Source organism: Streptomyces purpureus (assembly GCF_014648195.1).
GTDB lineage: Bacteria > Actinomycetota > Actinomycetes > Streptomycetales > Streptomycetaceae > Streptomyces > Streptomyces purpureus.
The window spans coordinates 76,581-99,498 of sequence record NZ_BMQQ01000014.1; the positions used below are offsets into that span (position 1 = coordinate 76,581).

Sequence of the window (22,918 nt, forward strand, 5' to 3'; positions counted from 1 at the left end):
TCGGCGCGCTGGACGCGTTCGGCGCCAACCGCCGCGATCTGCTGCTCCATCTCACCGAACTCCACCGCGTCCAGCGGGGCGCGGCCTCCTACGGCGGCCAGCTCCCGCTCGCCCAGGGCCGCAAGACCGCGTCCGTCGGCCTGCCCGACCTCGACGAGTCCGAACGGCTCAGCGCCGAGCTCGGAGTCCTCGGCATGGATGCCTCCCGCCATCTCATGGCCGACCACCACGCCTTCCTCCAGGAGCTCGGCGTGGTCTCGGCCCGCCGGCTGCGCGAGGCCCCGCACGGCCGGACCGTGCTGGTCGCGGGCGCCAAGGCGGCCACCCAGACCCCGCCCGTCCGGTCCGGCAAACGTGTCATCTTCACCACCCTCGACGACGGCACCGGCCTGGTCGACCTCGCCTTCTTCGACGACAGCCACGAGGCCTGCGCCCACACCGTCTTCCACTCCTGGCTGCTGCTCGTGCGCGGCGTGGTCCAGCGCCGCGGCCCGCGCAGCCTCAGTGTGGTCGGCGCCGCCGCCTGGAACCTCGCCGAACTGGCCGAACTGCGCGCCACCGGCGGTCTGGAGGCGGTGGCGGCCCGCCTCGCCGAACCGCTCGCGCCCGCCGGGGCCCCCGCCGGCGACCCCGGCCGCCGGATCCGGATGTCCACCGGCTACGAACTGAACCCCTGGGCGGACCTGCGCCCGGCGGGCGAACAGACCGTGAAACCGCCGCGGAAGCTGTGGCACCAGAGTCAGGGGAGCGCGGGATGATTCTCTGCGTACGGTTCAGGATCGGCCCCATGGACGAGGCGGGCGAGTCGGTACTGCCCCGACTGGTCGCCCTGCTCGGCGAGTTCACCCCGGTGGTGGAGGCCGCCCCGCCCGACACCGTGCTCGCCGACCTCACCGGCGCCCTGCGCTACTTCGGCCGCGGCGCCGCCGAACTGGCCGCGGTGATCCGGGTCAGGGCGCTCGCCCTGTACGGGGTCGACTGCGTCATCGGCGCCGGACCCAACCCGATGCTGGCCAGGATGGCGGCCCGCGAGGCCCGCCCCGGCGCCACCCTCGTCGTCGACGACCCGGCGGCCTTCCTGCGCGAGCGCCCGGTCGCCGCGCTCGACGGCGTCGGCCGCACCACCGCCCGTACCCTCTGCGGATACGGACTCGACTCCGTCGGCCGCGTCGCCGCGGCCCCGCTCGCCGTCCTCCAGCGGCTCGTCGGCGCCCGCACCGGCCGCGACCTGTGGGAACGGGCCCAGGGCCTCGACCGTACGCCGGTCGTCCCCAACGCGGTCTCCCGCTCGGTCGCGGCCGAACGGGCCTTCCCCCGCGACGAGCTGGACGCCGTCCACCACCGCCGCGCGCTGCTCTCGCTCGCCGCGGAACTGGGCGCGCGGATGCGGGCCGAGGAGCAGGTGTGCCGGGCGCTGACCCTCACCGTGCGCTACGCCGACCGCTCCACCACCACCCGTACCCGCACCCTGCCCGAGCCGACCGCCCACTCGGCGGCGCTCACCGCCACCGCGTACGCCGCCCTCGACGCGCTCGGGCTCCAGCGGGCCCGAGTGCGGGGGATCTCCCTGCGCGCCGAAGGGCTCAGCCCCGCCGAGGGGGCCGCGCACCAGCTCTCCTTCGACCCGGCGGACGAGAAGGCCCGGCGGATCGAGGAGGTCGCGGACCGGGCGCGGGCGAAGTTCGGGCCGGGGGCCGTCATCCCGGGATCGCTGGCCGCCTGAGCCGTCCGCAGGGCCCCTATCCCACCCCGGACTTGCCGACACAGCACTTTTTACCGACGCGTAACTTCCCACCTCTCGCTACCCGTGCGTAATTTGGCCGAAGTACAGCATCCCCACTTGTGGTCCGGACCGCAGGGCGTACCGCCATCGTCATGTCCCTTGAGCCGCAAGGAGATCACCCGATGCTGCCCTGGAAACGCCTCTGCAGAGCACTGTCCGTGCTCCTGCTGGCCGCCGCCGCCACCCTCACCCCCACCGCCTCCGCCCAGGCCGCCGAATCCGCGCCCAGCAGGGGCTGGAACAACTGGTCCTGCAAACCGTCCGCAGCCCATCCCCGCCCCGTCGTGCTCGTCCACGGCACGCTCGGGAACTCGATCGACAACTGGCTGGCTCTCGCCCCCTACCTCGTCAACCGCGGATACTGCGTCTTCTCCCTCGACTACGGCCAACTGCCCGGAGTGCCCTTCTTCCACGGCCTCGGCCCCATCGACAAATCGGCCGAACAGCTCGACGTCTTCGTAGACAAGGTGCTCGCCGCGACCGGCGCCGACGAGACCGACCTGGTCGGCCACTCGCAGGGCGGCCTGATGCCCCGCTACTACCTCAAGTTCCTCGGCGGGGCCGAGAAGGTGAACGCCCTGGTCGGCCTGGGGCCCGACAACCACGGCACCACCCTCTCCGGCCTCACCTCCCTGCTGGAGCACTTCCCCGGCGCGGCCGACCTGATCAGCGAGAAGACCCCGGGGCTCGCCGACCAGATCGCCGGCTCGGCGTTCCTCACCAAGCTCAACGCGGGCGGCGACACCGTCCCCGGGGTCACGTACACCGTCATCGCCACCAAGTACGACCAGGTCGTCACGCCGTACCGGAGCGGGTTCCTCACCGGCGACAACGTCACCAACGTCGTCATCCAGGACAAGTGCGCCCTCGACCTGTCCGAGCACGTGGCCATCGGCACGCTGGACCGGATCGCGTACCACGAGGTGGCCAACGCGCTCGACCCGGCCCACGCGACCGAGACCACCTGCCTCTCGGTGATCGGCTGACCCTCAGGCCGGCCCGTGTCCGCCGGTGTCAGCTGGAGCGGCGGCGGCGGGCCGTGCCGAACAGCACCGCGGAACCGAGCGCGAGCACCGCCGCGCCGCCGATCGCGAGGTACGGCGTGGTGCCGCTGCCGCCGGTCTCGGCGAGGTTCTGACCGGCGCCGGCCGCCTGGGGGGCGTTCGCGGTGTTCGCCTCGGGGGCCTTCGGGGCGGCCGGCCGGGTGGACGGGGGAGTGGACGCTGGCGCCGCCGCGGTGACCTTCGCCCCGGTCTCGGCCTTGTCGTCACCGTGGCCGTGGTGCTCGACCGACGACTTGCCCGCGCCGGCCTCGATCTCCTTCTGCGTCGGCGCCGACGCGGTCGGGGCGGGGCGGCCCGAGCCGCCGCCGTCCTTGCCGAAGACCACGTCGGAGCAGGTGTAGAAGGCCTCGGGGGAGTCGGAGCGCTGCCAGATCGAGTAGATCAGGTGCCGCCCGGACTTCTTCGGCAGCGTGCCCTGGAAGACGTAGTCGCCGTTCTCCATCCGCGGGTCGGTGACCTTCACGAACGGCTTGCGCTCCAGGTCCGACCAGCGCAGCGGCTTCGACGGGTCGTAGCCGTCCTTCGTCACGTACAGCTCGAAGGAACCCCGGTGCGGGGCGGTCCCCTTGTAGCGGAAGGTGTGCTTCCCGGAGCTGAGCTTCGACGACGGCCAGTCGCCGCGCGCCAGGTCGAGGCCGCGGTACTTGTCGTTGCCGGCGCTGCACAGCTTGCCGTCCGCGATGAGCTGCCGGTGCTTGCCGGCGGCGTTGGCGATGTTCACCGCGTTCCAGTCGTAGAACGCCTGCGCGCCACTGGCCGCGACGGCCGCCTTGCACGCCGCCGACCTCGGGCTCTCCGGCCCCTCCGCGTAACACGCCGAGACCCGGCTGACGGGGTCCGTCATCGACCCGTGCGCGGCCGCCTGCCCGGTCAGCGCGAGCGACGCAACAGAGGCGGCGGTGACAGCGGTGACGAGGGAGGCTGCCCTGCGGCGAGCGGTCATGGTGACGATCTCCTTCAACGGCGGAAGAGGGGGGAGGTGTGGGGGATACCGGCCCCGCTCCGAGCCGGCGGCGCAGCCCCCCGAGAGCTACGGCGCCGACGACCCGAACCGGCCCCGGCGACCAGCAAGTTAGCCCCTCGGAACGTCGAAATCGCCTGCTGGAGGGGGGTGAGGGCGATCCTTATGGTCGCTTTAAGGCGGACGTAAGCGGGGGCTGAGAAACGACCCTCCGGGCCGCGCGGGGCTGCGCGCTCGCTGTCGTGGAGGCGTGTCTTCGGGGACGGGTCCGCGGGTTCGCCGGTCGCGGATGCGCGTCGTCGCGGCCGCAGACCGTCCGTCGCCGCCGGGGCGGCGCCGCGCGCGGGGCTGCCGTCGTCGGTCTGCGAAATCCGCCCCTCGCGGCCCGCCCCGAGCGGCCTGCGGCGCGCGAACCGCGGCTCGCGGCTCGCGGCGCGCGATCCGCCCCCTTACGCCCCCACGCTCCGGTACCGCCGTTCCGGGCGGCCCGTGCCCCCGTACCGCAGCGTCACCTCCGCGCGGCCCGTCTCCGCGAAGTACTCCAGGTAGCGGCGGGCGCTGACCCGGGACAGGGAGCCCGCCTCGGCGCACTCGGTCGCCGACAGGCCTCCCGGGTGCTCCCGCAGGATCCGCTCCACCAGCTCCGCCGTGTGCGCGGCCAGGCCCTTCGGGAGCTCCCGCGAACCCGGCGGCCGCGTGCCGAAGATCTGGTCCACGTCCTCCTGGCGCGCCTCCTCCAGCGCCTCCAGGCGGGTCCGCAGCGCCGCCACGTGCAGCAGCTGCTCGCGCAGCGCCGCCTGGCTGAACGGCTTGATCAGATAGTGCAGCGCGCCCGCGCGCAGCGCCGCGCGGACCGTGCCCGCGTCCCGCGCCGCCGTGATCACCAGCGCGTCCACGCCGAGGCCCGCCGCCCGCAGCTCCCGCAGCACACCGAGCCCGTCCATGTCCGGAAGGTAGATGTCCAGCAGGACCAGATCGGGGCGCAGCCGCTCGGCGGCGCGCAGCGCCTCGGCGCCGCTGTGCGCCGCTCCGACGACCGTGAATCCGTCCACCGCGGACACATAGCGGCTGTGCAGCTTCGCGACCATGAAGTCGTCGTCCACCACCAGCACCTTGGTCACGCCGACACGCTAGGTCCCGACCACAACGACCACAATGTCCGTTGATTGCGGAAGGGAGACAGCTTCTTAACGCGCAGGCAACATGTGGGCCACTTCACACACCCTCCTGAGAGGCGGCACACGTGCGTCCACGCACCCCCCTCGCCCTGCTCGGGGCCGCGCTGCTGGTGCTGGTGGGGCCGCCGCTGCTCACCCCCGGCAGCGGCGCCGACACCGGCACCCAGATCCCCGGCCTGCGCCTGATGGTGCCCAACACCCCCGGCGGCGGCTACGACATCACCGCGCGCACCGCGGCCAAGAACGCCGAGGAAGCCGGGCTCACCGGCAACATCGAGGTCTTCAACCTGCCCGGCGCGGGCGGCACCGTCGGACTGACCCGGCTCGCCGGCGAACACGGCAACGGCAAGCTCGCCATGTCCATGGGCCTCGGCGTCGTCGGCGCCGTCCACACCAACAAGTCGCCCAGGACCCTCGCCGACACCACCCCGATCGCCCGCCTCACCGAAGAGCAGGACATCGTCGTCGTCGGCAAGGACTCCCCGTACCGCACGATCCAGGACCTGCTCACCGCCTGGAAGAAGAACCCCGGCAAGCTGCCCGTCGGCGGCGGCTCCTCACCCGGCGGACCCGACCACCTCGCCCCGATGCTGATGGCGAAGGCCGCCGGCATCGCCCCCAGGTCGGTCAACTACGTCCCCTTCGACGGCGGCGGCGAACTCCTCGCCTCCATCCTCGGCAACAAGGTCGCCTTCGGCGTTTCCGGCGTCGGCGAGTACCTCGACCAGATCCGCTCCGGCGAGCTGCGGCTCCTCGCCGTCACCGGCCCGAAGCGGGTCCCGGGCCTGGACGCCCCCACGCTCCGCGAGGCAGGCCTCGACACCGATTTCACCAACTGGCGCGGCATCGTCGCCCCGCCCGGCCTGACCGACACCGAACGCGACAAGCTCGTCGGACTCGTCACCAAGCTCCACGACTCGCCGCAGTGGCGCGAGTCGATGAAGAAGAACGGCTGGAGCGACGCCTTCCTGCCCGGTGAGGAGTTCGGCGCCTTCCTCGACGAACAGAACACCCGTGTCGACGCGGTGCTGAAGGAGCTGGGACTGTGACCACACCCCCCGCCCCCCGCAGGTCCTGGCTGCGCGACCACTCCGAACTCGGCGTCGGCGCCCTGCTGCTCGTCCTCGGCGTCCTCGTGCTGACCGACGCGCTCACCATGGACGTGGACATCGCCCAGCGCGGCCCGATCGGCCCCACCACCGTCCCCCTCGTCGTCGGCACCGGTCTGCTCGTCGTCGCCGTCCTCCTCGCCGTCGACGTCCTGCGCGGCGGCCGCGGCGAGGCCGAGGGCGGCGAGGACATCGACCTGTCCGAGCCCGGCGACCGGCGTACGGTCCTGCTCCTCATCGGCGTCTTCCTCGGCTTCGCCGTCCTCGTCGGCCCGGTCGGCTTCCCCGTCTCCGGTGCCCTGCTGTTCTGGGGATCCGCCTACGCCCTCGGCAGCCGCCACCTCCACCGCGACCCGCTGGTCGCGGCCCTGCTCTCCCTCATCACCTACGGCGTCTTCAACAACCTGCTCGGCGTCCCGCTGCCCGGCGGTCCGCTCATGGGAGTGATCTGATGGATTCCCTGAACTCCCTCCTCGACGGCTTCCAGACCGCGCTCACCCCGGCGCATCTGCTCTGGGCCGCGCTCGGCGTGCTACTCGGCACCGCGATCGGCGTCCTGCCCGGCATCGGCCCCGCCATGGCGGTCGCCCTGCTGCTCCCGGTCACCTACGGGCTCGAACCCACCGGCGCCTTCATCATGTTCGCCGGGATCTACTACGGCGCCATGTTCGGCGGCTCCACCACCTCCATCCTGCTCAACACCCCCGGCGAGAGCGCCGCCGTCGTCGCCGCCCTGGAAGGCAACCCGATGGCGAAGGCGGGGCGCGGCGCCCAGGCCCTCGCGGCCGCCGCCGTGGGCCACTTCGCCGGCGGCATGATCGGCACGATCCTGCTGGTGGCGCTCGCCCCGACGGTCGCCGCGCTCGCCGTCGACATCGGCGCACCGGACTACTTCGCCATCATGGTGCTCGCCTTCATCGCCGTGACCTCCGTCCTCGGCTCCTCCCGCATCCGCGGACTGGCCTCCCTGCTCATTGGACTCACCCTCGGCCTCGTCGGCCTCGACCAGATGACCGGACAGCAGCGGCTCACCTTCGGATCGCTGCAACTGGCCGACGGCATCGACGTCGTCATCGTCGCGGTCGGCCTCTTCGCCATCGGCGAGGCGCTGTGGGTCGCCGCCCATCTGCGCCGGACCACCGGCGAGCCCCTCCCCGTCGGCCGCCCCTGGCTCGGCCGTGACGACGTCCGCCGGACCTGGAAGTCGTGGCTGCGCGGCCCCCTCATCGGCTTCCCGTTCGGCGCGATACCGGCCGGCGGCGCCGAGATCCCCACCTTCCTCTCGTACGTCACCGAGAAGCGGCTCTCCAAGCACCGGCACGAATTCGGGCGCGGCGCGATCGAAGGCGTCGCCGGACCGGAGTCGGCCGCGTCGGCCTCCGCCGCCGGCACCCTCGTCTCGATGCTCACGCTCGGCCTGCCGACCACCGCCGTCGCCGCCGTCATGCTCGCCGCCTTCCAGCAGTACGGCATCCAGCCCGGGCCGCTCCTCTTCGAACGCGAACCCGAGCTGGTCTGGGGCCTGATCGCCTCGCTCTTCGTCGGCATGGTGCTGCTGCTCGCCCTCAACCTGCCGCTCGCCCCCCTGTGGGCGAAGCTGCTGCGCATTCCCCGCCCCTACCTCTACGCCGGCATCCTCTTCTTCGCCGCCGTCGGCGCCTACGCGGTCGGCGGCGAGGCGCTCGACCTGGTCGTCCTGCTGGTCATCGGTGTGATCGGATTCGGCATGCGACGCTACGGACTGCCGGTGCTCCCCGCCGTCATCGGGGTCATCCTCGGCCCGGCCGCCGAACAACAGCTGCGGCGCGCCCTGCAGATCAGCGACGGCAGCGTCACCGGCCTGGTCAACACCCCGTTCTCGGTGTCCGTGTACGCCGTGATCGTGCTGCTGCTGGTGTGGCCCCTGCTGAAGAAGGTGATCACGCGCCGCCGTAATGTGACGGCATGACAGCCGACGCGCCCCGCCCCGCGGTCGCCGCCGACGTCCCCGCCGTGAAGGCGGTGACCGAGGCCGCCTTCCACCACTACATCGAGCGGATCGGTCTCGTGCCGTCCCCGATGGAGAACGACCACGCGGCCAACGTCGCCGCGGGGCGGGTGTTCGTCGCCGGCGACCCGGTGCGGGGCCTCGTGGTGGTCGTCCCCGCCGCCGACCACCTCTACCTCGACACGATCGCGGTCCACCCGCAGGCCCAGGGCACCGGCCTGGGCCGCACCCTGCTGAGGTGGGTCGAAGCGCACGCCCGGGAGCTCGGCGTCCCCGAAGTCCGGCTGCTCACCAACGCGATGATGTGGGAGAACCAGAAGCTGTACGAGCGCTGCGGCTACGAACTGGTCGAGCGGCGCGTGGACGGACCGTACGACCGTATGCACTACCGCAAGGCGCTGTGAACCTCCCGGGTACGACTCGCCGCCGATCGGGCGAGGTGCGGACACCGGCGCGGTGCGATCCGGTACCCCTGGCGGGCGTCATCACCTCACCCCCCGAAAGGGACACAGCCATGCGCCTCCGCCTCCCCCTCGGCGCCGCCGCGAGCACCCTGCTCGTGGCGGGCCTCGCGGCCGCCGCGCCCGCCCACGCCGGCCCCACCGACCGCGTGACCGTCGAGGACACCGGAACGGTGACCGCCGACGGCACCGTCACCCTCCATGGCACCTACCAGTGCCTCGACGACGGCTCCACCGGCCCGGTGCTGGTGGGCAGCACCCTCAAGCAGAAGGACCTGTCCAGCGGGATCGGCGGCACTCGCGCTGTCTGCGACGGACAGGTCCGCGAGTGGACGAACACCGCCGTCGTCACCGCCCCCGGCCGCTACGAGCCGGGACCCGCCCGGGTGCAGGCCAACTTGATGAAGCTCGACACCAGCCGCGCGATCCCGCTGCCCGAGTTCCTCGCCCAGGACGACGCGGACATCACACTGCGCTGACCCGCCGCCTCACAGGCCGAGCATCGGCGCGAGCCCGTCCCGGGCGAGGAACTCCAGCTCGTCCAGGGCCTCACGGGCCCGCGCCGCCGCCTGGGGATCGGCCGCGGCCAGGCCGCTCGCCTCGAACTCGTCCTCGTCCAGCCGCAGGATCTGCGAACCGTCCGCCGACACCCACAGATCCAGGTCCAGGTCCTCGACGACGACCTCACCGCCGGCGACGGCCGCCGGCCGCGTGATGTCGCAGTACCAGCCCTTGAGCGAACCGTCGGCCGCCCTGACCTCCTTCACCGCGTACCACCGGTCACGCCAGTAGTGCTCCAGGAACACGTCACCCGGCTCGAACCGTACGAACCCGAAGTCACGCACCCCCTCGGCCGCCCAGGGAGCCCGCACCGTCAGCCGCGTACCGTCGTCGGCGACCAGCTCCGCCGGGTAACGGATCTTCGTACGGGTGCCCTTGACGAGCACCACCTCAACCGAGCGTGCGGACATGACGTACCTCCGTAGCACAGACGCTGTATCCGAACCACCGGTTGATCGCGAGCATGGCCCCGTTGCCGGCGTCGTTGTTGGTGAAAGCCTCGGTGTAGCCGGCCGCGCGGGCCCGGTGCAGCGAGTCGGTCTTGGCGATCTTGGCCAGGCCCCGCCCGCGGTGCGCCCGCAGCGTGCCCGTCATCCCCGACATGTACCGGGTCAGACCGTCGGTCTGGGCGGCGGTGAACGCCGCGACCTCGCCGTCCACCACGACGACCGTGGTCAGCTCCTTGTCCAGGAGCGGGCTGCTCCAGGTGTGGTTCAGCCAGTCCTCGTAGTCGTCGAAGTCGATCGCGATGTCGCTCGGCTCGTCGGAGGTCGTCTCCGCGTCCGCCTCGAACAGCGGCCGGGGATCGGCGGCGAAGTCGGCCGCGGTCCGCAGCTCGACCCCGGCGGGCAGCGCGGGCGGCTCCGGCAGCGGCCCGTCCGCCAGATCGAGCCGGAGGAAGTGGGCCGTGCGGCGCGGTTCGTACCCGCGCCGGCGCGCGAACTCCAGCGAACCGGACTCCTCCAGCGCCCACGCGTACACGGCGGTCGCGCCCTCGCCCGCCAGATGCTCCTCGGCGGTCCGCAGCAGCAGCCCGCCCGCGCCCCGGCCACGGTGGTCGGGGTGGACATGGGGCGTGACATACCCCAGGCCCGGCTCGCTGCTGTCGTACGCGATCCCGGCATGGGCCGTCCCGATCACCTCCCCGTCCCGCTCGGCCACCAACAGCCGGTACTTCGCGGCGGGATGGGCGTTCTCCGCGCCGAAGGCGAGGGCCTCGGGCGTGGTCACGAGGTAGGGCAGCGCGGCGCGCCGGACGCGGGTCACCGCGGCGGCGTCCGCCGCGTCCCCCAGGCGTAGATCACGGACGATCACAGTCATGGCGCGCACGCTACGCGCGGCGGCCGCGCGGCCGCCTCTCCTTTTCCGGCGGCGTTCCATGGCGGCGTTCCCCGGCGGTGCCTCGCGGCGTGAGGGACAATCGCCGCGTGACCCTGAAGATCGCCGTGGACACGGACTCCCCGACCGCCCCGTACGAGCAGCTGCGCGCCCAGATCTCGGAACAGGCGAGAACCGGAGCGCTGCCGGTCGGCTACAAACTCCCCACGGTGAGAGGCCTCGCCGACGAGCTCGGCCTCGCTCCCAACACCGTCGCCAAGGCCTACCGCGCCCTGGAGGGCGACGGAGTGATCGAGACCCGCGGCCGCCACGGCACGTTCGTCGCACCGGCCGGGGACGAGGCCCAGCGCCGCGCGGCAGCGGCGGCGGCGCTCTACGCGACCGAGGCGCGCCGCCTCGGCCTGACGAAGGTGGGCGCGCGGGCCGCGATCGAGGAAGCCCTGCGCGCGGCGTACGAGGACTGACCCCTCCGTAGAAACCGACGCCTTGGGGCGGCCGTCCGCCTCAGAGGTAGAGGCCCGCGTCCGCGCCCTTGTGCTGGTCCGGGATGGCGGACGGCGCCTGGCCCCGGCGCAGCGCGTACAGCTCCGCCAGCGACGCGCCGTCGCGGCCGACGCCGTCCTCCCGGCCGAGCCAGCCCACCGCCTCCTGCCGGGTCAGCGGCCCCACCTCGATCCGGGCCAGACAGCGGCCGGGGCGGACCACCGCCGGGTGGAGACGCTCCAGGTCCTCGTTGGTGGTGACGCCGACGAGGACGTTGCGGCCCTGGCCGAGCAGACCGTCGGTGAGGTTGAGGAGACGTGAGAGAGCCTGCCCCGCGGTGTGCTTGGCCTCGCCGCGGATCAGTTCGTCGCAGTCCTCGAGCAGCAGCAGCCGCCAGCGGCCCTTCGCCGTGCCCTCGTCCTCGCCGATCGCGATGTCCATCAGATAGCCGACGTCGTTGAAGAGCCGCTCCGGGTCCAGGACGCAGTCCACCTGGCACCACTCCCGCCAGGACCGGGCCAGCGTCCGCAGCGCGGACGTCTTGCCGGTGCCCGGCGGCCCGTGCAGAAGCAGCAGCCGGCCGGCGATGTCGTCGGGGGTGACCTTCATCAGCCGGTCCATCGCCGTGGCGACGGGCGCGGTGTAGTTGGCCCGGATCTCGTCCCACGTCCCCGCCGCGATCTGCCGGGTCGTGCGGTGCGGTCCGCGCCGCGGCGACACGTACCAGAAGCCCATCGTCACGTTCTCGGGCTGCGGCTCCGGCTCGTCCTGCGCCCCGTCCGTCGCCTCCTTGAGCACCCGCTCGGCCAGCTCCCGGCTGACGGCGGTGACGGTGACGTCGGCGCCGCGGTTCCAGCGGGAGGCCAGCAGCGTCCAGCCCTCGCCCTCGGCGAGCACCGCGCTGCGGTCGTCGTCCTTCGCCGAGCGCAGGACGGCCGAGCCCGGCGGCAGCAGGGTGGCGCCGGGCTTGACGCGGTCGATGGAGGAGCTGTGCGAGTACGGCTGCTCGCCCGTCGCGAAACGGCCGAGGAACAGCGCGTCGACGACGTCGGCCGGTGAATCGCTGTCGTCGACATGGAGCCGGATCGGCAGGGCGTCGTGCGGGTTCGCGGACATGGCGCCCATGATCCGGCACACGACGCCCCGGCGCACGGTGTTTATGTACGTGTTCGAACCAGCGAGGCACCCGCCCGGCGGGTCCGCCGCACCAGCGCGTACCCCTTCGTCAGCACCCGGTCGGCGGCGAAGGACCGGCCGATCCCGCGCCCCTCGGCCAGCCGCGCGAACTCCTCGATGCCGGTGGAGCGCCGCACGGTCACCCGCTCCAGGGCGTACGGCCCCTGCCGGCGGCGCGCGAGCGCGTTGCCGACCGCGAGCGCCTGGGCGAACCCGGCCGCGCGGACCGCCCGCCGCACCCGCCGGCTGGAGTAGCCGTACGGATAGGCGAAGGACACCGGGGCGCGGCCGGTCTCCGCCTCGATGACGTCCCGGCACCGCACGCTCTCGAACGCCAGCCGCGCGTCGTCGAGTTGGTCCATCTGGGGATGGGTGTGGGTGTGTCCTCCGATCTCCGTGCCGGCGGCGGCCAGCTCCCGCACCTGCTCCCAGTCGAGCATGGTGTCCAGGGCGCCTCCTTCCTCGTACGCCCCGCGCAGCCACCCCGTCGAGACGAACAGGGTGGCGGCGAAGCCGTGTTTGGCGAGCACCGGCAGCGCGTACCGGTGCACTCCTTCGTAGCCGTCGTCGAAGGTGATCAGGACCGGGCGGCGGGGCAGCGGGCCGCCCGAACGCCAGGCGGCGGCGAGCTCGGCGGTGGTGAGCGGGGTGAAGCCGCGCTCGCCGAGCACCTCCATCTGCCCGGCGAACGCCTCCGGCGAGACGGACAGCCCGTACGCCGCCTTCGCGGGGTGGGGGCCGACCGCGTGGTACATCAGGATCGGTACGGCCCTGCTCATCACGGCCGCCCTTTGCCGGTGCCGGGCGAGCCGTCCGCGTGGGGCGACCCGGCGGCCACCCCCGCCGGGCCGGGAGAGTCGGCTCGGGTGACCGGGCCGACCGCGTCGAGCGGGTCTGCCGCAACGCCCGCCTCGCCCTGGCCGTACGCCCTGCCCTTGTCGTACGCCCTGCCCTTGCCGTCCGCCTCGCCCTTGCCGTACGCCTCGACGGGACCGTGGGAGAACCGCGGCCCGCCTCTGCGCGCGTCGAGCGAGCCGCGCAGATAGCCGCCCGCCGCGACCGCCACACCGGTGACGATCGCCCCGGCCCGCCCCGCGCCGCCCGGCCGCCCGAGCAGCGCGTCGTACAGCCCGCGGACGACCCCGGCGGGCAGCACCCGGGTGGTGTAGCGGCGTTCGGACTCCAGGCCCTTGCCCGCGCCGACACTGCGGGCGACCAGCGCCTTGGACAGGCCCTCGGCGTAGGCGCGGGTGCGGAAGTAGCCGAACCGTTCCCGTGCCGCGGGGACCTTGTGGTGGATGACGGCGCGGTCGTCGATGAGCAGGACCGCGTCGGGCAGGGCGGCGGTGAGCCGGATGCACAGCTCGGTCTCCTCGCAGCCGAGCGGGCGCCGGTCGCCGTCGCGGCCGATGCCGGTGGCGAAGCCGCCCGCCGCGTCGAAGGCGGCCCGCCGGAAGGAGGCGTTGCCGCCGAGGACGTTACGGACCCGGACCCGGCCGGGCGGCAGGCCCCGGTAGGTGCAGCCGACGATCCAGTCGAACTCCTCCGGGAACCACACCGGCCGGCGGCCGGACGCCCAGGCCGGCACGGTCCGCCCGCCGACCGCCATCACCCGCGGATCGTCGTACCCCTCGTCGAAGTGGCGCAGCCAGTCGCGCTCGGCCACGGCGTCGTCGTCGAGGAAGGCCACGATGTCGCCGCGGGCGGCGGCGATACCGGTGTTGCGGCCGGCGGAGAGGCCGCGGGGGCCCGCGTTGGCGAGCACCCGCACCTCCTTCCGGTCCCGCTCCCGCTCGTAGTGGCGGGCGAGCCGGTCCAGGAGCGCCGCGTTGTGGTCGACCACGAGCAGCGTCTCCAGGGCAGGCCGTGACTGGTGGCGTACCGAGTCGACCGCGGCGAGGATGTCCTCCCAGCGCTCCTCGGTGTACACACAGATCACCACGGAGAACCGGCGCTCTCCATCGGCGGGGGGCTCGGGCCTCAAGAGACCTCTCCCCGGGGGACGTTGGCGGAGAAGGCGGCGGGCCTGCGGCGCGCCGCGCGCCGGACGCCCTTCTCCTTGAGGATGACGCGCAGGACGCGCAGCCCGTCCCGTACGGCGTTGAGGTTGCTGACGCCGTGGATGCGCAGGTACTCGTGGCTCGGTACTTCCTGCACGCGCAGGCCGGCCTTGACGACCCGGATGTTGATGAGGGTCTCGATCTCGAAGCCGGTGCAGTCGAGGGTGATCTCGTCCAGGCACCGGCGCCAGAAGGCGTTGTAGCCGTAGCAGAGGTCGGTGTAGCGGGCGCCGAACTTGGCGTTGACGATGCCGCACAGGATGCGGTTCCCGAGTCTGCGGACCGGCGTCATGTCGTCCGTACCACCGCCGTTGGCGAAGCGGGATCCCTTGGCGAAGTCGGCGCCGCCGACCAGGGCGGACACATAGGAGACGATCTCCTGCCCGTCCGCCGAGCCGTCCGCGTCGACCATGACGATGATGTCGCCGGTGCAGGCGGCGAAGCCGCTGATGAGCGCGTCTCCCTTGCCCTTGCCGACCTGCTTGACGACCTTGACGTCCGGCCGGAGTTCACGGGCCACGTCGACGGTGTCGTCGGTGGAGTTCCCGTCGACCAGGACCACTTCATGGATCCAGTCCGGAAGCGTCTTGAAGACGTACGGGAGATTTTCGGCTTCGTTCATCGCGGGGATGACGACGCTCACCGGCGGAGTGATTGCCAGATGCGAGGTGATGGCGCGGTACTGAGCCGCTATTTGCCGGTCGATCTGTGTGGCGGAACGAGTTTCGAGTGACGTTTCGAGCGACGTTTCGAGCGATGAGCTCATGGTTGGGTGTCCCTCTCGTCCGGTGGACCGCCCGCCCCCGGGCGGTCCGGTTGTCTGTCCGGTTCGAAAGGGGGGTTCTCATCCGCGCAGCACGGAATTCGATCTCCGTACGGAATGGATGAGCTGGCATGACTGGCCGCGTGACACGCGACTCGGCCCCCATGCGAGAACGCATGCGGTACCGGACGCGGCACCCCCCTACAGCGCTCCGCTACGGATCCATCGCGACGCTAGAGCCCTCCCCTGAGCCGCTTTGCATGATGGACCGTTGCGGGTGAGATGTCCGACGGTATTGATGAATGGGACTGTATGGCAAGACCCGGCCACGGTCTCGCAATTTCCTTTTTCGTCCTTCTCCGACTGCACAGACGCGAGGTCCGCTCGAATAGTTCCGACCGAACGGATGTGGGAATAAGTGACGCGTGTGACGGGGGAGTTATTCAATTCCGCCGGGCCGGGAGCTCCGCTAATGCGCGGAACTCCTGCGCGCGCGGCGCGTGAGTGAATTCCGCATCACCGCGACCAGGAGCAGCAGGGCGGAGATCCCGGCGACGGTGGCCACACCGCCCCGGAAGGACCACAGATGAAACGTCAGCATCATCTGGGCCACGGTGAGATCGATTGCGACCGCTCCCGCCGCCGAGAGCACACAGCGCGTGAGTGTGGTGAACCGGCGCAGGACCGAACCGATGGCGAGCGCCGGGGCCGCCAGAAGCAGGAAGAGCGCGAAGGGGGCGCGCAGGGGTGAATCGAGGTCGGCGGCGACGAGTGCGGCGCCGACACCCGAGACGGCCGCCGCGACCCCGGCCAGCAGCGCGAGCGCGTCCCGTGAAGCGGCCCGCCCAAAAAGGGTCCTGAGTCGGGGAGTTGGCTGGTTTCGATTGGTCCGCATGGGTGAATTTGCCCCCAAGGTGCCGGATGTCGGAGTGCCATGCTCGGGCGGCGGTGACACCTCGTCAAGGAGCGCCGAACTCCTCGCCAAATCTTCTTGGCATGGACACTTCCAGTGAGTTATGCGCGCTGCTACCACAGATGTGACAGAGGTTCTGCTAAAGGGAGGTTCCATGAAACTGTCCCGAATCGCGGCATTCTCCTCCTCGCTCCTCCTCGGCGCCGCCCTCGCCCTCACCGGCTCGGGGGCGGCACAGGCCGCGGAGACCGCCGCTCTCGACTACGTGGCGCTCGGCGACTCGTACTCCTCCGGTGTGGGCGCCGGGAGTTACGACAGCGCCAGCGGCGCCTGCAAGCGCTCCACCAGGGCCTACCCCCGGCTGTGGGCGTCGGCGAACTCACCCTCGTCGTTCGCGTTCACGGCATGCTCAGGTGCTCGTACGGGTGATGTGACGGCCGGTCAGCTCGGCCCGCTCAGTGCCGCCACCGACCTCGTCTCGATCACCGTCGGCGGCAACGACGCCGGTTTCGCCGACGTCATGACGACCTGTGTCCTCCAGTCCGAAGCCGCCTGCATCAACCGAGTCAATCAAGCCAAGGCGTACGTCGACACCACCCTGCCCGGCCAGCTCGACTCGGTGTACTCGGCGATCAGATCAAAGGCGCCCACGGCCAAGGTCGTCGTCATCGGCTACCCCCGCTTCTACAAGCTGAGCGGCACCTGCACCTCCGGACTCAGCGAGAACGAACGCCGTGCCATCAACGGCGGCGCCGACCACCTCAACACCGCCATCGCCAAGCGCGCGGCCGACCACGGCTACACCTTCGCCGACGTCGTCCCCTCCTTCACCGGACACGAGATCTGCTCCGGCGCGGCCTGGCTGCACAGCGTCAACTGGCTCAACATCGGGGAGTCCTACCACCCCACCGCCCCCGGCCAGTCCGGCGGCTACCTGCCCACCTTCAGGAACGCGGTGTGACCGACCCTTCGCCCGCCCCCTCGGCCGAGGCCGTGGGGGTGGGGCACACACCCGGTGGAGCTCAATGACGGGTGACGGCGACGGTGAGCCCGAGGCCGATCAGCGCGATGCCCCCCGCGCCGCCGATCACCGACAGGCGACGGTCGGAGCCGGCGAGCCAGGTCCGGGCCGCTGACGCGCCCTGGCCCCTCAGATCCGCGTCGACCCAGGCGCCCGCACACTCCGGCTCGACCGCCCGCACCACCACGACCTCACCGTCACCCGCGCCCGCCCCGTCACCTTCACCGCGAGCCACTACGTCTGGCCGCACGTACGCGTCACCTGTGACACCCCCTGGCCACTGCGGATCACCTACCCCGCCCTGCCCCTCGGCCCCTCCTCGGCAGCCCGCCCCACCAGCCAGGAAGACACCCTCACCGCCCTGCGCGCCCTGGCCGCGGCCCCACGCCTGCGGATCGTCACCCACCTCGCCGCACAGAGCCGCACCACCCAGGAACTCGCCACCCTCCTCGGCCTCTCCCCGTCCGTGATCTCCCGCCACCTCCACCAGCTCACCCAGGCGGGACTCACCACCAGCCGCCGCGAGGGCTACTACGTCCTCTACTCCCTGCACCCGACGCGCCTCGACCAACTCGCCGCCGCCCTCACCGCCCTCACTCCCAGGCCCGAAGCCTGAGCGGGTGCTGCTGTGCCGCGGTGACCGTCCCGGCCAGACCGGGCGTCGGACGGACCATGATCGTTCTCACCGGTGACCGCTGTACGGGTGTTCCCCGAGGCCGGGGGAGGAAGCCCCGTCCGTCGGGGTCTCCCGCTCACAGGTCACCGAGAAGCCCACCCACTGCGACCGCGCCCCGGCCGGCGTCCGGATCTCCACCCGGATCCGGTCGTGGCGCTCCGAGTCCGCGGCGAAGGACGTCTCCGTGTGGTGGACCACCCGCTCCCGGGCGCCGCCCGCACCGAACTCGACCGTCTTCCACTCCGCGCCCGAGCCGCCGCCGCTCTCGGTCACCCAGCGGTACGAGACGGACGCGGGCACCCGGCCGACCGTGATCCCGGCGGCGAACGAAGGCGCCCGGTCCGCGGGCGGGGGACAGGCCCCGGTGTAGCTGTCGCGCACCGCCGCCACATGGACCCGTACGGTCTGCGCCGGCGGGGGAGTGGAGGACGCCGAAGTGCTGCCGGTGCTCGCGCCGGTGGCCGGCGCCGAGGACGGGGGCGTGGACGGGGGCGTGGACGGCGGTGTGGGCGTCGGCGAAGGACCCGGACCGTCCGTCGCCGGATCCGTACCGCCCTGGCTGGTGGTCGTGCCGGCGGCCGGTGTGCCGCCCAGGCCGTCCTGCTCGACCAGTGCGTACGTCAGCGCGCCCACCGCGACCAGCAGCACCGCGATCCCGGCGGTCAGCACCGCCACGGCCCGCCGCGGCCGCTCGGTCCCCGAGACCGTCGTGTCCGGGCCCGGCGACGGAGCCGGGAAGACCGGACGCGGCAGGGGAGGCGTGGGCGTAGACGTCTCCGTGGGGGCGTACGGGACGGGAGGGACCGGTGTGCTCGCGTGCACGGTCGCCGTACGGGGCGTGCCGCCCGCGCCCACCACCCGCAGCAGCCGCTCCGCCTCCGCCGCCGGCAGCCGCTCCGCCGGATCCTTGCGCAGCAGCCCCTCGATGACCGGGGCGAGCGGCCCCGCCCGGCGCGGCGGTGGCAGCTCCTCGTCCACCACCGCCCTCAGGGTGCTCAGCGGAGTGTCCTGGCGGAAGGGGGAGTTGCCCTCCACGCACGCGTACAGCAGCACGCCGAGCGACCACAGGTCCGAAGCCGGTCCCGGTGTGCGGCCCAACGCCCGCTCCGGAGCCAGGAATTCGGGCGAGCCGATCAGCTCGCCGGTCATCGTGAGGTCGCTCGTCCCGGACACCCGGGCGATCCCGAAGTCCGTCAGCACCACCCGGCCGTCGTTGGCGATCAGCACATTGCCCGGCTTCACGTCCCGGTGCAGCACCCCCGCCTCATGGGCGGCGCGGAGCGCCGCGAGCACCTCCCCGCCGATGTGCGCGGCCCGCTGAGGCGCCAGAGGCCCCTCCGCGTCGAGCGTCTCGGCGAGCGTCAGCCCCCGGATCAGCTCCATCGCGATCCAGGGCCGGCCGTCCTGGGACGCCACGTCGTAGACCGTGACCACGTTGCGGTGCGAGATCCGCGCGGCGGCCCAGGCCTCGCGCTCCAGGCGCGCGTACAGCCTGCTGGTCTCCGCGTCGTCCAGGCCGGCGGGGGCGCGGACCTCCTTGACTGCGACCTCGCGGCCGAGCGCCTCGTCCCTGGCCCGCCACACCACGCCCATCCCGCCCTGCCCAAGGGGGCTCAGCAGGCGGTAACGCCCCGCGATCAGACGCTCGTCGCCCGGTACCTCGCTCAAGCGAGCCCCCCTCCGCAGCAGGGTCGAACCCCTCCAAGCTAGCTCAACCGAGCCTTTTTGCCGCCCCCTTGGACTGGGTCTCTCCGGGAGCCCCTCGGTGATCTTGGTGGCGGAGATCACAAAGGGTCTTCGGAGGCGGCGGTACCGGACGGAAGGTGACGGATCGACACCTGTCCAACTCGCCCTGGAATCAGCTGTATTCAGAGAGTGACCGTCAACCCCCGTACGGGTACGGTTAATCGCGGGGACGGGATACACGGGTGTCACTGCGGAGCGATAGGGTTAATCTGCCCGGGCCGGGTGCCCTCGTACGGGTGGGGAGTGACATGGAACAGATAACGGTGCGCAGCAGGCCGCGTGTGCCTGCGATCACCTGCGGGAGCAGCGCGACAAGTTCGCGTCTCGACCGCCACCTTTCGGTGCTGGGCGGCCCTGCCGTGCCGCAGCGCGAGGCGGCGGAAGCGACGCTGCTCATGCGGGAACTGACGTCGCGCGATGTCGCGCACAGCCGTGGCAGCAAGAGCGCGCGAGTCTCGCTCTTCGCACCGCTGCGGCGCCTGCGGCGCTCGCTCTTCGGCAGCCACCGCTAGGGGTCTGCCCAGCACGGTCGGGTGGGGTCCGTGTGCCCCACCACGCGCACCCGCCCCAGCTCGCGCCCCCACCCGACCGCACCGGCCCACACCCGCCGGCACCACCGCAGCGACGACCTCCGCACCACCCACCGGCACGACGCCCCCAGGCCCACGCCCGCACGCCGCCCGTACGTCAGACGACGACGCCCGCGTCCCGCAGCGCCGCCACCTCCGCCGCCCCGAGACCCGCCTCCCGCAGGATCGCGTCCGTATGGGCGCCCAGCGCCGGAACCGCCCCCATCACCGCCGACTCCGCCGCGTCCGGGAACGTCACCGGCGGCAGCATCGCCCTCAGCGGCCCCACCGGACTCGCCACCTCCCGCCAGCGCTCACGTGCCGCCAGCTGCGGATGGGCCGCCAGGTCCGTCAGTGTGTTCAGCCGGGCGCACGCGATCCCCGCCTCCTCCAGCCGCGCCACCGCCTCGGCCGCCGTCAGTACCGCCAGCGCCTCGCCCACCACCGCGTCCGTCTTCTCCCGGTGCTCCACCCGCGCCGTGTTCGTCGCGAACGACGGATCGTCCGCCAGCTCCGGCCGGCCGAGCACCTGCTGCGCGAGCCGCCGCCACTCCCGGTCGTTCTGCACCGACAGCAGCACCTGACCGCCGTCCGCCGTCGCATACGCGTCGTACGGCGCGATGACGGCGTGCGCGACGCCCGTACGCGCCGGGCTCTCGCCCCCGTGCATCGCATGGTGCAGCGGATGCCCCATCCACTCCGCGAGCGACTCCAGCATGGAGATCTCCACCGGCCCGCCCCGCCCGGTCGTCCCACGCCGCACGAGCGCGGCGAGGACCCCGGCGTACGCGTACATCGCCGCCGCGATGTCCGCCGCCGGGATCCCCGCCTTCACGGGCTGCTCCGGTGTCCCCGTCACCGACACGAGCCCGGACTCGCACTGCACGAGCATGTCGTAGGCCCGCTTGTGGGCGTACGGGCCGCCGGCGCCGTATCCCGAGATGTCCACCGCGATCAGCCGTGGGTGCGCCGCGCACAGGGTCGCCGCGTCCAGTCCGAGCCTGGCCGCGGCCCCCTGCGCCAGGTTCTGCACGAACACGTCCGCGTCCGCGACGAGCCTGCGGACGATTCCGATCCCCCGGGGGTCCTTCAGGTCGACGGCGAGCGACTCCTTGCCTCGGTTGCACCAGACGAAGTGCGAGGCGAGGCCGGCGGCGGCCGTGTCGTACCCGCGCGCGAAGTCCCCGCCGTCCGGGCGCTCGACCTTGATGACCCGGGCGCCCAGATCGGCGAGCTGGCGGGTGGCGAACGGCGCCGACACGGCCTGTTCGACGGCGACGACGGTGATCCCGTCCAGCGGGAGCGGCTGAGTACTCATGGCAGGCGTACCTATCGTGTACGCACCACCTTTGTCACCCCCGCGCGTACCGCCGGACCGCGAGCGGCGCGCAGAGCGCGATCAGGGCGAGCGACCACAGCAGCGCCCCGGCGACCGGATGTGTCACCGGCCAGGCGGCGTCCGCCGGGACCGAGGCGTTGCCGAACAGCTCCCGTACCGCCGTGGTCACCGCCGAGATCGGGTTCCACTCGGCGACCGTACGCAGCCAGCCGGGCATGCCCTCCACCGGGATGTAGGCGTTGGACAGCAGCGGCAGCATGAAGGTGGCGCTGCCCAGCTGGCCGGCCGCCTCCTCGCTCTTGGAGGCGAGGCCCAGCAGAATGCCCACCCAGGTGGCGGCGAAGCGGAAGAGCAGCAGCAGTCCGAAGGCGCCCACGGCTTCGAGCGCCGCGCCCTCGATCCGCCAGCCCATGGCCAGGCCCACCAGGATCAGCGGGACCAGACCGGCCGCGCTGGTGACCAGATCGGCCAGCGCCTGGCCGAGCGGCACGGCCGCCCGGCTCATCGGCAGGGTCCGGAAGCGGTCCATCACGCCCCGGTGGGAGTCCTGGGCGGCCTGGAACATGCCGGTCATGATGCCGTTCGCGGCGGTCGCCACCAGCATGCCCGGCACCAGGAACGACCGGTAGTCGGCACCCGGCATGGCGAGCGCGCTGCCGAAGACGTAGCCGAAGAAGAGCAGGAAGACGATCGGCATCGTCTGGGTCATCACCAGGATCGCCGGGGCGCGCCGGATCCGCTGGAGATGACGGCCGAGCACGGCGGTCCCGTCGTGGGCGAGGGCGCTCATACGGCAAGCTCCTTACGGTCGGTGAGGCGCAGGAACACCTCGTCGAGGGTGGGCGGACGCAGGCTCGCGTCGACGACGGGCACTCCGGCCGCGTCGATCTCGCGGACCACCCGGGGCAGGGTGAGCGTCGGGTCGGTGGTGACCGCGCCGACCGTGCGCCGCTCGGCGTCGAGGGCCGGCGCGGAGCCGGTGAGCTGGTCCAGGACGGCCGCGGCGGACTCCAGATGGGCGGGATCGGCGACGACCACCTGCGCGTAACTGCCGATCATCGCCTTGAGTTCGGCGGGGGAGCCGCGGTGGGCGGCCCGGCCCTCGTCGATCAGCACGATGTCGTCGGCGAGCTGGTCGGCCTCCTCCAGATACTGCGTGGTGAGCAGCACGGTCGTGCCCTGGGACGCCAACCCCCGTACGGCGTCCCAGATTCCGCTGCGGCTGTGCGGGTCGAGGCCCGTCGTGGGCTCGTCCAGGAAGAGCACCTTCGGCGGGACCAGCAGACTCGCGGCGAGGTCGAGACGGCGCCGCATCCCGCCGGAGTAGGTGCGGGCCGGGCGGTCGGCCGCCTCCGCCAGGCCGAACTGCTCCAGCAGCTCACCGGCGCGCGCCCGCGGCGCCCGCAGCAGCTTCGCGAACAGCCGAAGGTTCTCCGCGCCGCTGAGCTCCCCGTCGACCGATGCGTACTGCCCCGTCACGGCGATGCGCCGGCGCACCCCGGCCGGGTCGCGCACCACGTCGCACCCGGCGACCCGGGCGCTGCCGGAATCGGGGGCGGTGAGCGTCGTCAGCACCCGTACGGCCGTGGTCTTGCCCGCGCCGTTGGGGCCGAGGACCCCACAGACCGTGCCCTCGGGGACGGCCAGATCCAGTCCACGCAATGCGTGCACCTCGCCATAACGCTTGTGCAGCCCCTCACTAAGTACAGCGTACGTAGTTGTCATGGGGC

Annotated in this window: 25 protein-coding genes and 1 pseudogene; 12 read left to right on the forward strand and 14 right to left on the reverse strand. The window is 72.5% G+C overall.

From position 1 onward, the window contains the following. The 3 genes from IEZ01_RS35050 to IEZ01_RS19045 all read left to right on the forward strand — a co-directional run. On the forward strand, window positions 1-758 hold a 758-nt coding region (locus IEZ01_RS35050), incomplete at its 5' end, for an OB-fold nucleic acid binding domain-containing protein (RefSeq protein WP_229833065.1). Beyond that, a complete protein-coding gene (locus IEZ01_RS19040; protein WP_229833068.1) occupies window positions 755-1,723 on the forward strand; it encodes a DNA polymerase Y family protein in 969 nt (322 codons plus the stop codon). The genes IEZ01_RS35050 and IEZ01_RS19040, both read left to right, overlap by 4 nt. A gap of 182 nt (window positions 1,724-1,905) precedes the next feature. Further along, on the forward strand, window positions 1,906-2,769 hold the full coding sequence (locus IEZ01_RS19045) for an esterase/lipase family protein (RefSeq protein WP_019885121.1): 864 nt from the start codon (window positions 1,906-1,908) through the stop codon (window positions 2,767-2,769). Between the two features lie 28 nt (window positions 2,770-2,797). Here IEZ01_RS19045 and IEZ01_RS19050 read toward each other — a convergent pair whose 3' ends face one another. Next, on the reverse strand, window positions 2,798-3,790 hold the full coding sequence (locus tag IEZ01_RS19050; RefSeq protein ID WP_019885120.1) for a lytic polysaccharide monooxygenase: 993 nt from the start codon (window positions 3,788-3,790) through the stop codon (window positions 2,798-2,800). 467 nt (window positions 3,791-4,257) lie between these two features. Then, on the reverse strand, window positions 4,258-4,929 hold the full coding sequence (locus IEZ01_RS19055) for a response regulator (RefSeq protein WP_019885119.1): 672 nt from the start codon (window positions 4,927-4,929) through the stop codon (window positions 4,258-4,260). 122 nt (window positions 4,930-5,051) lie between these two features. Here IEZ01_RS19055 and IEZ01_RS19060 point away from each other — a divergent pair, with 122 nt between their 5' ends. The 5 genes from IEZ01_RS19060 to IEZ01_RS19080 all read left to right on the forward strand — a co-directional run bounded on the left by IEZ01_RS19060 (window position 5,052) and on the right by IEZ01_RS19080 (window position 9,022). Then, window positions 5,052-6,035 (forward strand): Bug family tripartite tricarboxylate transporter substrate binding protein, encoded by a 984-nt coding sequence (locus tag IEZ01_RS19060; RefSeq protein WP_189202740.1) that lies wholly within the window; start codon window positions 5,052-5,054, stop codon window positions 6,033-6,035. Continuing rightward, on the forward strand, window positions 6,032-6,547 hold the full coding sequence (locus IEZ01_RS19065; RefSeq protein WP_019885117.1) for a tripartite tricarboxylate transporter TctB family protein: 516 nt from the start codon (window positions 6,032-6,034) through the stop codon (window positions 6,545-6,547). Before IEZ01_RS19060 ends, IEZ01_RS19065 begins: the two co-directional genes overlap by 4 nt. Next, on the forward strand, window positions 6,547-8,043 hold the full coding sequence (locus IEZ01_RS19070) for a tripartite tricarboxylate transporter permease (protein WP_019885115.1): 1,497 nt from the start codon (window positions 6,547-6,549) through the stop codon (window positions 8,041-8,043). The genes IEZ01_RS19065 and IEZ01_RS19070 overlap by 1 nt, the downstream gene beginning before the upstream one ends. Further along, a complete protein-coding gene (locus tag IEZ01_RS19075) occupies window positions 8,040-8,486 on the forward strand; it encodes a GNAT family N-acetyltransferase (RefSeq protein WP_189202742.1) in 447 nt (148 codons plus the stop codon). Before IEZ01_RS19070 ends, IEZ01_RS19075 begins: the two co-directional genes overlap by 4 nt. Window positions 8,487-8,596: 110 nt before the next feature. Beyond that, window positions 8,597-9,022 (forward strand): DUF6299 family protein, encoded by a 426-nt coding sequence (locus IEZ01_RS19080; protein ID WP_189202744.1) that lies wholly within the window; start codon window positions 8,597-8,599, stop codon window positions 9,020-9,022. A gap of 9 nt (window positions 9,023-9,031) precedes the next feature. Here the strand turns inward: IEZ01_RS19080 and IEZ01_RS19085 are convergent, their stop codons facing one another. Both IEZ01_RS19085 and IEZ01_RS19090 read right to left on the reverse strand, forming a co-directional pair. Then, a complete protein-coding gene (locus IEZ01_RS19085; RefSeq protein ID WP_019885111.1) occupies window positions 9,032-9,514 on the reverse strand; it encodes a ribonuclease FAU-1 family protein in 483 nt (160 codons plus the stop codon). Further along, a complete protein-coding gene (locus IEZ01_RS19090; RefSeq protein ID WP_028797360.1) occupies window positions 9,495-10,424 on the reverse strand; it encodes a GNAT family N-acetyltransferase in 930 nt (309 codons plus the stop codon). Before IEZ01_RS19090 ends, IEZ01_RS19085 begins: the two co-directional genes overlap by 20 nt. Before the next feature lie 107 nt (window positions 10,425-10,531). On the opposite strand from IEZ01_RS19090, the gene IEZ01_RS19095 reads away from it, so the two are divergent. Then, window positions 10,532-10,906, forward strand: a complete 375-nt coding sequence (locus IEZ01_RS19095; protein WP_019885109.1) for a GntR family transcriptional regulator — start codon at window positions 10,532-10,534, stop codon at window positions 10,904-10,906. 40 nt (window positions 10,907-10,946) lie between these two features. Here the strand turns inward: IEZ01_RS19095 and IEZ01_RS19100 are convergent, their stop codons facing one another. The 5 genes from IEZ01_RS19100 to IEZ01_RS19120 all read right to left on the reverse strand — a co-directional run bounded on the left by IEZ01_RS19100 (window position 10,947) and on the right by IEZ01_RS19120 (window position 15,819). Further along, window positions 10,947-12,041 (reverse strand): DUF5925 domain-containing protein, encoded by a 1,095-nt coding sequence (locus IEZ01_RS19100; protein ID WP_189202746.1) that lies wholly within the window; start codon window positions 12,039-12,041, stop codon window positions 10,947-10,949. Window positions 12,042-12,082: 41 nt separating this feature from the next. After that, window positions 12,083-12,880, reverse strand: a complete 798-nt coding sequence (locus IEZ01_RS19105) for a polysaccharide deacetylase family protein (RefSeq protein ID WP_189202748.1) — start codon at window positions 12,878-12,880, stop codon at window positions 12,083-12,085. After that, the gene (locus IEZ01_RS19110) at window positions 12,880-14,085 is read right to left on the reverse strand and encodes a glycosyltransferase family 2 protein (protein WP_373287635.1); all 1,206 of its coding nucleotides are present in this window, start codon (window positions 14,083-14,085) and stop codon (window positions 12,880-12,882) included. The genes IEZ01_RS19105 and IEZ01_RS19110 overlap by 1 nt, the downstream gene beginning before the upstream one ends. Beyond that, window positions 14,082-14,927 (reverse strand): glycosyltransferase family 2 protein, encoded by an 846-nt coding sequence (locus IEZ01_RS19115; RefSeq protein WP_028797359.1) that lies wholly within the window; start codon window positions 14,925-14,927, stop codon window positions 14,082-14,084. The genes IEZ01_RS19110 and IEZ01_RS19115 overlap by 4 nt, the downstream gene beginning before the upstream one ends. A gap of 466 nt (window positions 14,928-15,393) precedes the next feature. After that, a complete protein-coding gene (locus IEZ01_RS19120) occupies window positions 15,394-15,819 on the reverse strand; it encodes a hypothetical protein (RefSeq protein WP_019885103.1) in 426 nt (141 codons plus the stop codon). 172 nt (window positions 15,820-15,991) lie between these two features. Here IEZ01_RS19120 and IEZ01_RS19125 point away from each other — a divergent pair, with 172 nt between their 5' ends. After that, the gene (locus IEZ01_RS19125; RefSeq protein ID WP_019885102.1) at window positions 15,992-16,798 is read left to right on the forward strand and encodes an SGNH/GDSL hydrolase family protein; all 807 of its coding nucleotides are present in this window, start codon (window positions 15,992-15,994) and stop codon (window positions 16,796-16,798) included. 61 nt (window positions 16,799-16,859) lie between these two features. Here IEZ01_RS19125 and IEZ01_RS35055 read toward each other — a convergent pair. Beyond that, window positions 16,860-16,991: pseudogene (locus IEZ01_RS35055) on the reverse strand (LysE family translocator); the annotation flags it as partial. Between the two features lie 228 nt (window positions 16,992-17,219). On the opposite strand from IEZ01_RS35055, the gene IEZ01_RS35060 reads away from it, so the two are divergent. Then, window positions 17,220-17,474 carry an ArsR/SmtB family transcription factor gene (locus tag IEZ01_RS35060; RefSeq protein ID WP_267907273.1) on the forward strand — a complete coding sequence of 85 codons (255 nt, stop codon included), beginning with the start codon at window positions 17,220-17,222 and terminating at the stop codon, window positions 17,472-17,474. A 66-nt stretch (window positions 17,475-17,540) separates the two neighbouring features. Here IEZ01_RS35060 and IEZ01_RS19135 read toward each other — a convergent pair whose 3' ends face one another. Continuing rightward, the gene (locus tag IEZ01_RS19135; RefSeq protein ID WP_189202750.1) at window positions 17,541-19,202 is read right to left on the reverse strand and encodes a serine/threonine-protein kinase; all 1,662 of its coding nucleotides are present in this window, start codon (window positions 19,200-19,202) and stop codon (window positions 17,541-17,543) included. Between the two features lie 326 nt (window positions 19,203-19,528). On the opposite strand from IEZ01_RS19135, the gene IEZ01_RS19140 reads away from it, so the two are divergent. After that, the gene (locus IEZ01_RS19140; RefSeq protein WP_028797358.1) at window positions 19,529-19,792 is read left to right on the forward strand and encodes a hypothetical protein; all 264 of its coding nucleotides are present in this window, start codon (window positions 19,529-19,531) and stop codon (window positions 19,790-19,792) included. 175 nt (window positions 19,793-19,967) lie between these two features. Here the strand turns inward: IEZ01_RS19140 and IEZ01_RS19145 are convergent, their stop codons facing one another. The 3 genes from IEZ01_RS19145 to IEZ01_RS19155 are packed head-to-tail and all read right to left on the reverse strand — an operon-like array spanning window position 19,968 to window position 22,913. Next, the gene (locus tag IEZ01_RS19145; protein ID WP_189202751.1) at window positions 19,968-21,167 is read right to left on the reverse strand and encodes a CaiB/BaiF CoA transferase family protein; all 1,200 of its coding nucleotides are present in this window, start codon (window positions 21,165-21,167) and stop codon (window positions 19,968-19,970) included. A gap of 34 nt (window positions 21,168-21,201) precedes the next feature. Then, window positions 21,202-21,978, reverse strand: coding sequence for an ABC transporter permease (locus IEZ01_RS19150; RefSeq protein WP_019885096.1), 777 nt, complete (start codon window positions 21,976-21,978; stop codon window positions 21,202-21,204). After that, on the reverse strand, window positions 21,975-22,913 hold the full coding sequence (locus IEZ01_RS19155) for an ATP-binding cassette domain-containing protein (RefSeq protein WP_189202753.1): 939 nt from the start codon (window positions 22,911-22,913) through the stop codon (window positions 21,975-21,977). The genes IEZ01_RS19150 and IEZ01_RS19155 overlap by 4 nt, the downstream gene beginning before the upstream one ends. Window positions 22,914-22,918 lie beyond the last annotated feature (5 nt).

Coding starts and splice junctions, on each gene's coding strand:
- IEZ01_RS19040 (WP_229833068.1), top strand. CDS start 755: ATGATTCTCTGCGTACGGTTCAGGATCGGCCCCATGGACGAGGCGGGC.
- IEZ01_RS19155 (WP_189202753.1), bottom strand. CDS start 22,913: ATGACAACTACGTACGCTGTACTTAGTGAGGGGCTGCACAAGCGTTAT.
- IEZ01_RS19085 (WP_019885111.1), bottom strand. CDS start 9,514: ATGTCCGCACGCTCGGTTGAGGTGGTGCTCGTCAAGGGCACCCGTACG.
- IEZ01_RS19115 (WP_028797359.1), bottom strand. CDS start 14,927: ATGAGCTCATCGCTCGAAACGTCGCTCGAAACGTCACTCGAAACTCGT.
- IEZ01_RS19050 (WP_019885120.1), bottom strand. CDS start 3,790: ATGACCGCTCGCCGCAGGGCAGCCTCCCTCGTCACCGCTGTCACCGCC.
- IEZ01_RS19125 (WP_019885102.1), top strand. CDS start 15,992: ATGAAACTGTCCCGAATCGCGGCATTCTCCTCCTCGCTCCTCCTCGGC.
- IEZ01_RS19120 (WP_019885103.1), bottom strand. CDS start 15,819: ATGCGGACCAATCGAAACCAGCCAACTCCCCGACTCAGGACCCTTTTT.
- IEZ01_RS19105 (WP_189202748.1), bottom strand. CDS start 12,880: ATGAGCAGGGCCGTACCGATCCTGATGTACCACGCGGTCGGCCCCCAC.
- IEZ01_RS19045 (WP_019885121.1), top strand. CDS start 1,906: ATGCTGCCCTGGAAACGCCTCTGCAGAGCACTGTCCGTGCTCCTGCTG.
- IEZ01_RS19145 (WP_189202751.1), bottom strand. CDS start 21,167: ATGAGTACTCAGCCGCTCCCGCTGGACGGGATCACCGTCGTCGCCGTC.
- IEZ01_RS19150 (WP_019885096.1), bottom strand. CDS start 21,978: ATGAGCGCCCTCGCCCACGACGGGACCGCCGTGCTCGGCCGTCATCTC.
- IEZ01_RS19090 (WP_028797360.1), bottom strand. CDS start 10,424: ATGACTGTGATCGTCCGTGATCTACGCCTGGGGGACGCGGCGGACGCC.
- IEZ01_RS19075 (WP_189202742.1), top strand. CDS start 8,040: ATGACAGCCGACGCGCCCCGCCCCGCGGTCGCCGCCGACGTCCCCGCC.
- IEZ01_RS19100 (WP_189202746.1), bottom strand. CDS start 12,041: ATGTCCGCGAACCCGCACGACGCCCTGCCGATCCGGCTCCATGTCGAC.
- IEZ01_RS19140 (WP_028797358.1), top strand. CDS start 19,529: ATGGAACAGATAACGGTGCGCAGCAGGCCGCGTGTGCCTGCGATCACC.
- IEZ01_RS19080 (WP_189202744.1), top strand. CDS start 8,597: ATGCGCCTCCGCCTCCCCCTCGGCGCCGCCGCGAGCACCCTGCTCGTG.
- IEZ01_RS19070 (WP_019885115.1), top strand. CDS start 6,547: ATGGATTCCCTGAACTCCCTCCTCGACGGCTTCCAGACCGCGCTCACC.